At 74.3% G+C, this 12,299-nt stretch carries 9 protein-coding genes; 6 read left to right on the top strand and 3 right to left on the bottom strand.

From position 1 onward, the window contains the following. The first annotated feature begins 111 nt into the window (after positions 1-111). The 6 genes from iolC to AB0D32_RS16880 all read left to right on the top strand — a co-directional run bounded on the left by iolC (position 112) and on the right by AB0D32_RS16880 (position 8,637). Positions 112-1,095, top strand: a complete 984-nt coding sequence (gene iolC / locus AB0D32_RS16905; RefSeq protein WP_357090554.1) for a 5-dehydro-2-deoxygluconokinase — start codon at positions 112-114, stop codon at positions 1,093-1,095. Beyond that, the gene (locus AB0D32_RS16900) at positions 1,092-1,979 is read left to right on the top strand and encodes an aldolase (RefSeq protein ID WP_357090552.1); all 888 of its coding nucleotides are present in this window, start codon (positions 1,092-1,094) and stop codon (positions 1,977-1,979) included. Before iolC ends, AB0D32_RS16900 begins: the two co-directional genes overlap by 4 nt. Then, the gene (gene iolB / locus AB0D32_RS16895) at positions 1,976-2,872 is read left to right on the top strand and encodes a 5-deoxy-glucuronate isomerase (RefSeq protein ID WP_357090550.1); all 897 of its coding nucleotides are present in this window, start codon (positions 1,976-1,978) and stop codon (positions 2,870-2,872) included. Before AB0D32_RS16900 ends, iolB begins: the two co-directional genes overlap by 4 nt. Beyond that, positions 2,872-4,716: a 3D-(3,5/4)-trihydroxycyclohexane-1,2-dione acylhydrolase (decyclizing) gene (gene iolD / locus AB0D32_RS16890; RefSeq protein ID WP_357090548.1), complete on the top strand. Its 1,845-nt coding sequence runs from the start codon at positions 2,872-2,874 to the stop codon at positions 4,714-4,716. Before iolB ends, iolD begins: the two co-directional genes overlap by 1 nt. A 62-nt stretch (positions 4,717-4,778) precedes the next feature. Next, on the top strand, positions 4,779-6,068 hold the full coding sequence (locus AB0D32_RS16885) for an MFS transporter (RefSeq protein WP_357090546.1): 1,290 nt from the start codon (positions 4,779-4,781) through the stop codon (positions 6,066-6,068). 136 nt (positions 6,069-6,204) lie between these two features. Further along, positions 6,205-8,637, top strand: coding sequence for a M14 family metallopeptidase (locus AB0D32_RS16880; protein ID WP_357090544.1), 2,433 nt, complete (start codon positions 6,205-6,207; stop codon positions 8,635-8,637). A 58-nt stretch (positions 8,638-8,695) separates the two neighbouring features. Here the strand turns inward: AB0D32_RS16880 and dinB are convergent, their stop codons facing one another. The 3 genes from dinB to AB0D32_RS16865 form a co-directional block, all read right to left on the bottom strand. After that, the gene (dinB, locus tag AB0D32_RS16875; RefSeq protein ID WP_357090542.1) at positions 8,696-9,883 is read right to left on the bottom strand and encodes a DNA polymerase IV; all 1,188 of its coding nucleotides are present in this window, start codon (positions 9,881-9,883) and stop codon (positions 8,696-8,698) included. A gap of 68 nt (positions 9,884-9,951) precedes the next feature. After that, on the bottom strand, positions 9,952-10,476 hold the full coding sequence (locus AB0D32_RS16870; RefSeq protein ID WP_357090540.1) for an N-acetyltransferase: 525 nt from the start codon (positions 10,474-10,476) through the stop codon (positions 9,952-9,954). 235 nt (positions 10,477-10,711) lie between these two features. Next, on the bottom strand, positions 10,712-12,289 hold the full coding sequence (locus AB0D32_RS16865) for an FMN-binding glutamate synthase family protein (RefSeq protein ID WP_357090537.1): 1,578 nt from the start codon (positions 12,287-12,289) through the stop codon (positions 10,712-10,714). Positions 12,290-12,299 lie beyond the last annotated feature (10 nt).

Raw genomic sequence — 12,299 nt, 5'->3', positions numbered from 1 at the left:
AGGGAGGATGTCATGACAACACATTGACACAACTCACCATGCACTGTTACCAATCAGGGACAGGATCGAGCCGGTGGGCACGCCGACGCCGGCCGGGACGAAGGGCGCCGCATGCTCGACGTGCTCACCATCGGCCGGATCGGCGTGGACATCTACCCGTTGCAGGTCGCCACCCCGCTGGCCGACGTCGAGACCTTCGGCAGGTTCCTCGGCGGCAGCCCCACCAACGTGGCCGTCGCGGCGGCCCGACTGGGCCTGCGCGCCGGCGTCATCACCCGCACCGGCGCCGACGCCTTCGCCGGCTACGTGCACAAGGCGCTGCGCGGGTACGGCGTGGACGACAGCCACGTCCACCCCGTCGACGGGCTGCCGACCCCGGTGACGTTCTGCGAGATCTTCCCGCCGGACCACTTCCCGCTCTGGTTCTACCGCACGCCCACGGCACCCGACCTGCAGATCCGACCCGAGGAACTCGACCTGGACGCGATCGCCGCCGCCCGGGTCTTCTGGCTCACCGGCACCGGCCTGTGCCAACGGCCCAGCCGGGACGCGCACGCCGCCGCGCTGGCCGCCCGGGAAGGCCGCCCGCACACCGTGCTCGACCTGGACTACCGGCCGATGTTCTGGTCGGACCCGCGGGCCGCCACGGCGGCGGTGGCCGAGGCCCTGCCGCGGGTCACCGCCGCCGTCGGCAACCTCGACGAGGTGGAGGTGGCGGTCGGCACCCGCGATCCGGACCGGGCCGCCGACCTGCTGCTGGAGCGGGGGCCACGCCTGGCGGTGGTGAAGCTCGGCCCCGAGGGGGTGCTCGCCCGCACCGCCACCGAGTGCGTCCGGGTGCCACCGGTGCCGGTGGAGGTGGTCAACGGCCTCGGCGCCGGCGACGCGTTCGGCGGCGCGCTCTGCCTCGGGCTGCTGCGCGGCTGGCCGCTGGAGCGGACCCTGCGCTTCGCCAACGCTGCCGGCGCCATCGTCGCCTCGCGCCTGGCCTGCTCCGCCGCCATGCCGGACTACGCCGAGACCGCGGCCCTGGCCCGGGACGTGCCGCCGCTACCGGCACCGTCGACCCCCGCACTGGGAGGAGAAGACCGGTGAGCACCGATTACGAGGCGTTGACCCGCACCCGCGCACACCGCCCGCAGGCGATCGCCGAAGCCGCCGCCGGCCGTACGCGCCGGCCCTGGCCCGGGCCCGGGGAGCCGCTGTTCGTCATCGCCGCCGACCATCCCGCCCGTGGCTCCCTGGGCGTACGCGACCGGCCGTTGGCCATGGCCGGGCGTGCCGACCTGCTGGACCGGCTGCGCCTGGCGCTGTCCCGGCCCGGCGTCGACGGCGTGCTCGGCACGCCGGACGTCCTGGAGGACCTGCTGCTGCTGGGGGCGTTGGAGAACCGTCTCGCCATCGGCTCGATGAACCGTGGCGGACTCGCCGGCGCCGCGTTCGAACTCGACGACCGGTTCACCGCCTACGACGCCGACAGCATCGCCGCGATGCGCTACGACGGCGGCAAGATGCTGTGCCGCATCGACCCGACCGACCCGGGCAGCGCGTCGACCCTGCACGCGTGCGCCCGGGCGGTCACCGCCCTGGCCGCCCACCGCACCGTCGCCCTGGTCGAGCCGCTGTGGGTGACGCGCGGCGGCGGGCGGGTGAACACCGACCTGCGCCCGGAGGCGGTCATCAGGGGCGTCAGCGTCGGGCAGGCCCTCGGGGCCACCTCCGCGTACACCTGGCTGAAGCTGCCGGCGATCGACGAGATGGAGCGGGTGATGGCCGCGACCACCCTGCCGGTGCTGCTGCTCGGCGGCGACCCGGTGGAGGATCCGGACGTGGTGTACGCGCGGTGGGAGCGGGCGCTGCGGCTGCCCGGCGTGCGTGGCCTGGTCGTGGGCCGGGCCCTGCTCTACCCGCCGGACGACGACGTCGCCGCCGCCGTGGACGTCGCCGGGTCGCTGCTGCCCACCGGGCAGGCGGCGTGAGGACCGGCGACGCCCACCTGCCCTGGGGCGGCACCGCCCGGGGGCCGTGGGCGCTGGAGGTCACCCCCGAGCGGGCGGGCTGGACGTACGCGGGCCTGCGGGTGCTCACCCTGCCCGCAGGCGGCGAGGTCAGCTTCGACACCGGCGACGAGGAGATGCTGGTCGTGCCGTTGGCCGGCGCCGGCACGGTGCGCTGCGACGGGCTGCTGCTCACGCTGACCGGGCGCGCGTCGGTCTTCGCCGCGGTCACCGACTTCGCCTACCTGCCCCGCGACGCCACCGCCACGATCCGGGGCGAGGGGCGCTTCGCCCTGCCGTCCGCCCGCGCCACCCGCCGCCTGTCGCCCCGCTACGGCGCCGCCCGGGACGTGCCCGTCGAGCTGCGCGGCGCCGGGCCGGCCAGCCGGCAGGTCAACAACTTCTGCGCGCCGGGCGCCTTCGACTGCGACCGGCTGGTCGCGGTGGAGGTGCTCACCCCTGGTGGGAACTGGTCGTCCTACCCGCCCCACAAGCACGAGGAGGACCGCGCGTACGACGACGGGCGGGTGGAGGCGGCGCTGGAGGAGATCTACTACTTCGAGGTGGCCGGCGGCCTGCCCGGGGACGGCCCCACCGCCTACCAGCGCGTCTACGGCACCGCCGACCGGCCGATCGACGTGCTGGCCGAGGTGCGCACCGGGGACACCGTCCTGGTCCCGCACGGCTACCACGGGCCGTCGATGGCGGCGCCGGGATACGACCTGTACTACCTCAACGTGCTGGCCGGTCCCGGCGAGACCCGGACGATGGCCTGTGTGGACGATCCCCGGCACGGCTGGATCCGGGGCGGCTGGGCCGGCCAACCGGTCGACCCGCGACTGCCGATGACCGGTCCCACCACCCGGGAGGCGTGATGCCCAGACTCACCGTGGCCCAGGCGACCGTCGCGTTCCTGGCCCGGCAGTTCTCCGAGCGCGACGGGCGGCGGCACCGGCTGATCCCCGCCTGCTTCGGCATCTTCGGGCACGGCAACGTCGCCGGGATCGGCGAGGCGCTGGCCGGCGCGGGGGCCGACCTGCCGTACCACCTGTGCCGCACCGAACAGGGCATGGTGCACACCGCGGCGGCGTACGCCCGGATGACCGACCGGATGAGCACCCTGGCCTGCACCACCTCGATCGGCCCGGGCACGACCAACCTGGTCACCGGCGCGGCCGGCGCCACCGTCAACCGGCTGCCGGTGCTGCTGCTGCCCGGCGACATCTTCGCCACCCGGGCGGCGAACCCGGTGCTCCAGGAGTTGGAGGACCCGCGTTCCCACGACGTCAGCGTCACCGACACGCTGCGGCCGGTCTCCCGCTACTGGGACCGGATCAACCGCCCCGAGCAGTTGCCGGCGGCGCTGCTGGCCGCCATGCGGGTGCTCACCGACCCGGCGGAGACCGGGGCGGTCACCCTCGCCCTGCCGCAGGACGTGCAGGTCGAGGCGTACGACTGGCCCGACGAGCTGTTCGCCGAGCGGGTCTGGCACGTGCCGCGCCCCCGGCCGGACGACGCGGCGCTCGCCCGGGCGGCCGGAATCGTGCGGGTGGCCCGCCGGCCGCTGCTGGTGGCCGGCGGCGGCGTGATCTACAGCGGGGCCACCGACGCGCTGCGTCGCTTCGCCGAGGAGCACGGCGTGCCGGTCGCCGAGACCCAGGCCGGCACCGGCGCGATGCCGTACGACCATCCGTTGGCCCTCGGTGCGGTCGGCGTCACCGGTACCACCGCCGCCAACGGGATCGCGGCCGGCGCGGACGTGGTGATCGGGGTCGGCACCCGCTACAGCGACTTCACCACCGCCTCCGGCACCCTGTTCGGCGCCGCCGCGCGCTTCGTCAACCTGAACGTCACCGGCTTCGACGCCGCCAAGCTCTCCGGGGCGCAGGTCGTGGGCGACGCCCGGGAGAGCCTGGCGGCGCTCGACACGGCCTGCGCGGGCTGGGCCACCGATGCGGCGTACCGCACGCGGGTCGCCGAGCTGCGCGAGCGGTGGACGGCCGTGGCCGACCGGGCCCGGCACGCCGGACCCGACGCCCGTCCCACCCAGACGGCCGTCATCGGTGCCGTCAACGACGCCGCCGGCCAGCGCGGCGTGGTGGTCTGCGCGGCCGGGTCGATGCCCGGCGACCTGCACCGGCTCTGGCGCGCGGCCGACCCGAAGAGCTACCACGTCGAGTACGGCTACTCGTGCATGGGCTACGAGATTGCCGGCGGGATCGGGGTCCGGATGGCTGCGCCCGACCGCGACGTGTTCGTGCTGGTCGGCGACGGCTCCTACCTGATGCTGCCGAGCGAGCTGGCCACCGCGGTCGCCGAGGGCGTCAGGCTGGTCGTGGTGCTGGTGGACAACGCCGGCTTCGCCTCGATCGGCCGGCTGTCGGAGAGCGTCGGCGCGCAGCGGCTCGGCACCGCCTACGTCGACCGGGACGGGGCGCCGCTGCCGATCGACCTCGGTGCCAACGCCGCCAGCCTCGGCGCGGACGTGATCCGGGTGTCGACCACGGGGCAGCTGCGCGCGGCGCTCGACACGGCGAAGGCTTCGCCCCGGACCACGGTCATGCACGTGACCACCGACCGGTTCGAGGCGGGTCCGGACGCCGGCGCCTGGTGGGACGTCCCGGTCGCCGAGGTCTCCACCAGCGCCGAGGGGCGGGCCGCGCGGGCGGCGTACGAGGCGGGGCGCGGGAACCGGCGCGGTCGTCTGCGTCCCGCCTGAACTCCGTCGCCCCGGTCTTGCGGGGCAGAGACGAGCCGCGGTATCGGTCTAACCTGACCGATATGAGCCGACGCGCCGATTCGCTCCGGCGTCCCCTGTGGCGTGACCGCAACTTCGGCGCCTACTGGGCCGCGCAGTCGCTCTCCGCCGCCGGCGACTCGTTCGCCTACATCGCGGTGCCGCTGCTCGTGCTCCACGCGACCGGGTCGGTCGCCCTGATGGGCCTGCTCACGGCCGCGGCCGGTGCCGCGTCCGTCGGCGCGGGGGTCTTCGGCGGGATCCTGGTCGACCGGTACGACAGGCGGACGCTGATGATCACCGCCGACCTGCTCCGGCTGGTGCTCTACAGCCTCATTCCGCTGGCCTGGCTCGGCGGTCCGCAGCTCTGGCTGCTCTTCGTCGTGCTGCCGATCTGCGAAGCCGCCGGCATGGTGTTCCAGGTCGCCGCGGTGACCGCGGTGCGCAACCTCGTCGACCGGCCCAGGATCACCGAGGCCAACGGGCGTCTACAGGCGACGTACGCGGCGGCGGCCGTGGGCGGGCCGCTGCTCGCCGGCGTGGTGTCGGCCCGGTTCGGCCCCACGGCGGCCATCGCCATCAACGCGGCCAGTTTCGCCCTGTCGGCCGCCGGTCTCTGGCTGGTGCGGCTGCGCCGGCCCGACGAGGACGAGCGGACCGAGGGCGCGGCGGTGCGGGGGAGTCGGCTGGCCGAGTTCCTCGCCGGCGCGCGGTTCCTCTGGCGTCAGCCCGTGCTGCGCTCGCTGACCGTCCTGCTCTCGGTCTTCATCTTCCTGACGTACGGCTTCACCGACGTGCTCGTCTACCACGTCAAGCACGACCTCGGCGGCTCCGACGGCACGGTGGGCACGGTGCTGGGGCTGGCGGCGCTGGGCACGATTCTCGGAGCACTGCTGGTGGCGCCGCTGCGCCGCAGGCGCGGCTTCGGCCTCACCTGGATCGGCGCGCACTCGGTGTGCGGTCTCGCCCTCATGGGCATCGGCGTCGCCGGGGACGTGCGTGGTGTCACCGTGCTGACCGCGGTTTACCTGTGCGGCGTCAGCGTGGGCGGGATCTGCTCGATGTCGCTGCGCCAGGAGATCACGCCCGATCACCTGCTCGGGCGGGTCACGTCGGCCTTCTGGAGCACGCACTACTCGCTCGGGCCGGCTGGCGCCGCCGTGCTGACCTGGGCCGCGGGCGGGTACGGCGTCACCGCGGTCACTCTCGTCGCGGGAGCGGGGTGCCTCCTGGTCGCGGTCAGCGGGCTGTTCACGCCGATCCGCCGGGCCGGGTCGGAGGCGGTGCCCCGCCGGTCGCCGGTTCAGCCGGCCGCGACCAGCCAGGCGTCGTGACCTCGCTGGGACGGCCCCCACCCGCCCGGGACACGATCGAGCCCTGTGGCGAGGGCACATCGACGGGGATTGACAGATCACTTCGTACGCGCTGAGGATGGCCCTCAGCCCACCGACCTTCGAGAAGGGCGGACACATGCGTGATCCCCTAGGTTCCCGGTGGCGACGTCGCCTTCCCGTCCCGGCCGCGCTGGCCACCGCCACGGCCGTGGTGCTGCTGGTCGGCCCGGCCTCGGCCGTCGTGCCCGCCGCCGAGCCCCCCGTCGGACTCGTCAGGGTCGCCGACGAGGAGGCGAACGTCGTCGAGGTGCTGCTCGCCGGCACCACCCAGCTGGACGCCCTCGTCGCCACCGGCGTCGACCTCGACCACCACGTCAGCCGCACCGAGGACGGTGTCGTCGCGCACGCGGTCGTCACCGCGACCGAGGCGGCGGTGCTGACCAGGGCGGGCTTCACCCTCGGCAAGGTGCTGCACCGGCCCGCCGACGCCCGGGCCCGGGTCGCCGAGCGCGAGGCGACCATTGCCGGGCACGCCGCGCAGAACCGGGAGTTCGCCGCCGCCACGGTCGGCCCGGCCGCGTCCGCCGCCTCCGACGTCAAGATCATTCGAGCCGACTACTACACCTCCGGAACGAGCCAGATCCTCTCCGTCGAGGCGAAGTGGGCGCAGGGCCAGACGGCCACCGACACCCTCACCGTCGAACGGGACAGCGGCCCGGGCACCGAGATCGGCTCCGGCGGCACCCAGACCATCTCCCGCTTCGTCGACGCCGGCGTCTACCTCTACCACCGTGGTGCCGCCCCGGTGACCAGCCGGCCCGACCGGATCCGGATCACCAGCCCGAGCGGCGACGTGGCCGTGGCCAAGGTCCAGGAGTGGCTGCCGACCCCCGGCGACGGCCCGGAGGGGCCGGGCTACCAGAAGGACTTCGTCACCAGCTACCTGACGCCCACCGAGCTGTACGCGCGGATCCACCAACTCGCCGCCGAGTTCCCGAGGCTGGCCGAGGTCGTCGAGCTGCCGTACCGGACCAACGGCTACCGGCGGCACGCCCAGGCGGTGCTCGGCGCCACCACCGACAGCCGGGTCGCGGTGGACTCCCTGGCCTGGGGCCACGAGGGCGGCAACGGCATCTCCGTGGAGCTCGCGGACCCGGGGGCGGCGAACGCGCCGCTGTCGGTGACCGTCACCGGCCCGGCCGTACGGGTCGCGCTGGGCACCGACGCCGCGGGCGCGGTCACCAGCACCGCCGCCCAGGTCGTCGCGGCGCTCAACGCCGAGGCCGGCACGCTCGTCCGGGCGTACACCTATCGGGGCAGCCCGGGCGCCGGCGTGGTCGCGCCGGCCGCGCGGACCCCGCTCAGCGACGGCCTGAGCGCGCCGGAGAGCGTCTCCCGCGACCCGCACCCGGTGTACGCCATCCGGATCGGCAAGCACCGGGACGGCTCGAAGCTCGGCGTGCTCGCGTACGCCCAGGAGCACGCCCGGGAGTGGGTGCCGCCACTGGTCACCGTAGAGACCGCAGAGCGGCTGCTGCGCAACTACGCCCACGACGGGCGGACCCGTCAGCTGCTGGACAGCCTCGACATCTGGATCGCCCCCTCGGTCAACCCCGACGGCGGCCACTACTCCTTCTACGACTTCAACTCCCAGCGCAAGAACATGACCAACCACTGCCCGACGACCGGGGCGGCCGACTTCCTGGCCCGCAACTCCTGGGGCGTGGACAACAACCGCAACTACACGGAGTACAGCCTCTTCGACGGCTACTCGGGCGCGTCGTCGAGCTGCACCAGCGGCACGTACGCCGGCCCGGGCGAGCTGTCCGAGCCGGAGAACCGCAACCTGGACTGGCTGGCCTCCCGTCCGAACGTCAGGTTCTCGATGAACCTGCACTCCTCGGGCAACTACTTCATGTGGTCGCCGGGGGCGTACGCGCTGCCCGGCCGGGTCTCCGCGCCCCGGCCGACGCTCGCCGAGGAGTCGGCCTTCTGGGGGGCCTCCTCGCGGATCCTGGCCGCCATCAAGCGGCACCGCAACATGGCGGTCACCCCGGCGCGCACCGGCCCGATCTCCGACGTGCTCTACTCGGCGGCCGGCAACTCCGGCGACATGCTCTGGTACAAGTACGGCATCTACGCCTGGAACTTCGAGGTCGGCACGTCGTTCCAGCCGGAGTGGGACGAGGCACACGCCGAGACGATGGAGTTCGCCAACGGCCTGGTCGAGCTGATGCGGGTGGCGCGTGACTTCGCCAAGGACAAGACCCGCCCGGGCAGCACACTGGAGGTCGCGCCGAGCGCGACGCCGGGCATGGTGGACGTGACCTTCTCGACCAGCGAACCGGCGGCCGTCTTCTACACCCTCGACCGGGCCGCCCCGACGTACGCGTCCACCCTCTACGGCTCGGCGGGCATCCGGGAGGGCGGGGAGACGCTGACCGTCCCGGCGGGCACCAGGATCCACTGGTTCTCGGTGGACTCGGCCGGCAACGTCGAGAACAACTACCGCCCCGACGGCAACGGCCGCAACTACCGCAAGGGCACCGCCGTCCCACCGAGGCGCTGACCGGACGGGAAGCCGACGGGTGGTGCCCCCGGACCGGGGGCACCACCCGTCGGTCGGCTCAGTCCGGCAGCAGCGGCATCTCCAGGCCCGGCTCGCGGCCGAGCAGCACCGCCCGGGTGAGCGCCCCCGACCCGAACCGGTCGCGTACCGCGTCCACGGCCGCGTCCAGGTCCGCTCCCGGATCGCGGTCGAACGGCAGCGGCGGCTGGACGGGGGAGCCGTCCAGGTTGCCCACCGACACGCCGAGCAGGGTCACGCCGCACCGCTCGATCTCGGGCAGCGCCGCCCGCAGCAGCGCCTGCGCCGTGCCGAGCAGCGGGGCCGTGTCGGCGGTCGCCTTGGCCACCGTGCGGGAGCGGGTCGCACGGGTGTAGTCGGCGAAGCGCAGGCGCAGCGTCACCGTCCGGCCGGCCCGCGTCGCCGCCCGCATCCGCCGGGTCACCCGGTCGACCAGGCCGGCGAGGATCGCCTCCAGTTCGGCGGGGGAGTGCGGGCCGGGGGCGAGGGCGTGCTGCGCGCCCATCGACCCGCGCCGGCGGCCGACCTGCACCGGCCGGGGGTCGCGGTTGTGCGCCAGGGCGTGCAGGTGCCGACCGGGGCCCGCGCCGAGCAGCGAGACCAGCGTGGCCTCGCCGAGGCGGGCGACCTGCCCGACGGTACGCACGCCCCGCTCGCGCAGCTTGGTCGCGGTCACCGGCCCGACTCCCCAGAGCCGCTCCACCGGCAGCGGGTGCAGGAACGCCAGCTCCCCGTCCGGCGCGACGACCAGCAGGCCGTCGGGCTTGGCCACGCCGCTGGCGACCTTGGCCAGGAACTTCGTGCGGGCCACACCCACGGTGATCGGCAGGCCGACCCGCTCGCGTACCTCCCGGCGCAGCCGGGCGGCGATGTCGGCGGGCGGACCGGCCAGCCGGCGCAGGCCGCCCACGTCGAGGAACGCCTCGTCGATGGAGAGCCCCTCGACGATCGGGGTGGTCCGCCCGAAGATCTCGAACACCGTACGGCTGGCCGCCGTGTAGGCCGCCATCCTCGGCGGCACGACGATCGCCTCGGGGCAGAGCCGCCGGGCCTGCCGGCCGCCCATCGCGCTGCGTACGCCCCGGGCCTTCGCCTCGTAGCTGCACGCGAGGACCACGCCGCCGCCGACGATCACCGGCCGGCCGCGCAGGCGTGGGTGGTCCCGCTGCTCGACCGACGCGTAGAACGCGTCCAGGTCGGCGTGCAGGATGCTGGCGTCGCGCGACACGAACACATGTTCGCACGGAAGCCCGCTGCGGCGGCACTGACCTGCCCGAACGCGGCCAGCCGGGCGGCCTACAGTTCGTCGAACGGGCGGGCGTAGGCGAACTCGCCCCGGATCGACGGCCCCCAGGCGCCCAGCGGGCGCGCCATGAAGTACTGCGACTCCCACGGCTGGGGCGGGGTGACGCCGAGGTCGACCGCCGGGCGGAACCCGAAGCGCGGGTAGTAACCGGGATGCCCGAGGAGCACCACCAGCGGCTCGTCGCGTGCGTCGGCCGCGCCGAGCACCGCGTGCATCAGCGCGGAGCCGACCCCGCGTCGCTGCCAGGCCGGCAGCACGCCGAGCGGCCCCAGCCCCAGGGCGACCGGTTCGCCGGCGACCCGGCCCCGGGTGCACACCACGTGCCCGACGACCCGCCCGGAGTCGTCGGTCGCGACGAGGGAGAGGGCCGGCAGCCAGCCGGCGTCCGCCCGCAGCGCGTCCACCAACCCCGCCTCGACGGGCACGGCGTCCGGCTTCTCCGGGTCGGCGAAGGCGGCGAGGTGCACCGCCCGGATCGCGTCGACGTCGGTGGGGGTCTCGCGTCTGATCAGCACCGGGCCACGATAGGCGGGGCGGCGCACAAGTGCGCGCGATTATCGGCGCCGCCACGTGCACCCCGTGGACCGCCGCCCGTGCCGAGGCCACTCCGACGTGCCGTCCGGGTGGTGGTGGACACTGACGCTACGTCAAGGTCAACCGGACAGGCGACACCCAGCCGGGTCGAGGACCGACGCCCGGCCGGTAACCGCCGCACCGGGAGGGTCAGCGAGTTCGGCGTCGGACGGGCGGTCAGGACATCGCGGTCGGTGAGGGCGGGGCGGTGCCGCCCTGTGGGGCCTCCGCCGTCATCAGCCGTACGATCTCCGCCCGGTCGGCGGCGGACGGCAGTCCCCACTCCGGGCGGTAGCCGTACACCTCGTGCAGGGGATGGGAGGCGGTCCGGCCGTCGAGGACCTCGATGGCGTCGGTGTCGATCAGGCCCGGGTGCTCGACGCCGCACGCCTCGGCGACCTTGACCAGGTCCCGGCGCAGCGTCCGGACGTAGTTGGCCGCGCGGACCGACTTCGAGGCCGGGTCCACGCCCCGGGCGAGCCACGGGTTCTGGGTGGCGACGCCGGTGGGGCAGGTGTCGGTGTGGCACTTCTGCGCCTGGATGCAGCCGATCGCCAGCATCGCCTCGCGGCCGACGTTGACCATGTCGCAGCCGAGTGCGAACGCCACCACCGCGTTGTCGGGCAGGCCGAGCTTGCCGGCGCCGACGAACACCACCTGCTCGTGCAGGTCGCGCTCGGCGAAGACCTTGTAGACCCGGGCGAAGCCCTGCTGGAACGGCAGCGACACGGAGTCCGTGAAGATCAGCGGTGCGGCGCCGGTGCCGCCCTCGCCGCCGTCGACGATGACGAAGTCGACCCCACGCCCGGTGTCACGCATCAGGGTGGTCAGTTCCTCCCAGAAACCCAGGTCGCCCACGGCGGACTTGATGCCGACGGGCAGGCCGGTCTCGGCGGCGAGCAGTTCCACCCAGTCGAGCAGGCTGTCGCAGTCGGAGAACTCGGCGTGCCGAGACGGGCTGACGCAGTCGCGCTCCTGCGGGATGCCCCGGGTCGCGGCGATCTCGGCGGAGACCTTCGCCGCCGGCAGCAGGCCGCCGAGGCTGGGTTTGGCGCCCTGGCTGAGCTTGATCTCCAGCGCCCGCACCGGCGCCCCGGCGACCAGGTCCCTGAGCCGCTCCAGGCTGAACCGGCCGTGTTCGTCGCGGCAGCCGAAGTACGCCGTGCCGATCTGGAAGACCAGGTCACCGCCCTTGCGGTGGTACGGCGACAGCCCGCCCTCGCCGGTGTTCTGCAGGCAGCCGGCCTGGGCCGCGCCCCGGTTGAGCGCCTCGACGGCGTTGCCGGACAACGACCCGAAGCTCATCCCGGAGATGTTCACCACCGACCCGGGCCGGAACGCGCGGGCGCGGCCCCGGGCGGCGCCGAGCACCTTCGCGCAGGGCAGCAGCACGTCGTGGCCGGCACCCGGCGTCGACGGCGGGACGGCCCGACCGAAGGTGCGGTGCTTGATGATCGGATAGCCGGGGGTGAACTCGATGTCGTTGTCGGTGCCGAAGCCGAAGTAGTTGTTCTGCCGCTTTGCCGACGCGTACACCCAGCGGCGCTGGTCGCGGGTGAACGGCCGCTCCTCGTTGTTGCCGGCGACGATGTACTGGCGCAGCTCCGGCCCGATGGACTCCAGCAGGTACCGGGCCCGGCCGAGGACCGGGAAGGTACGCAGCAACGCGTGGTCGCGCTGGATCAGGTCACGTGCGGCGAGGGCCGCCACGGCGGCGACTGCGGCGGCGGGTACGGCTCGGCTGGCCCACTTCATGCCCGCCACT

Source organism: Micromonospora sp. NPDC048170 (assembly GCF_040652795.1).
GTDB lineage: Bacteria > Actinomycetota > Actinomycetes > Mycobacteriales > Micromonosporaceae > Micromonospora.
The sequence above is the reverse complement of the archived record's forward strand: the minus strand, read 5'-3'. Positions and strand labels throughout refer to the sequence as shown.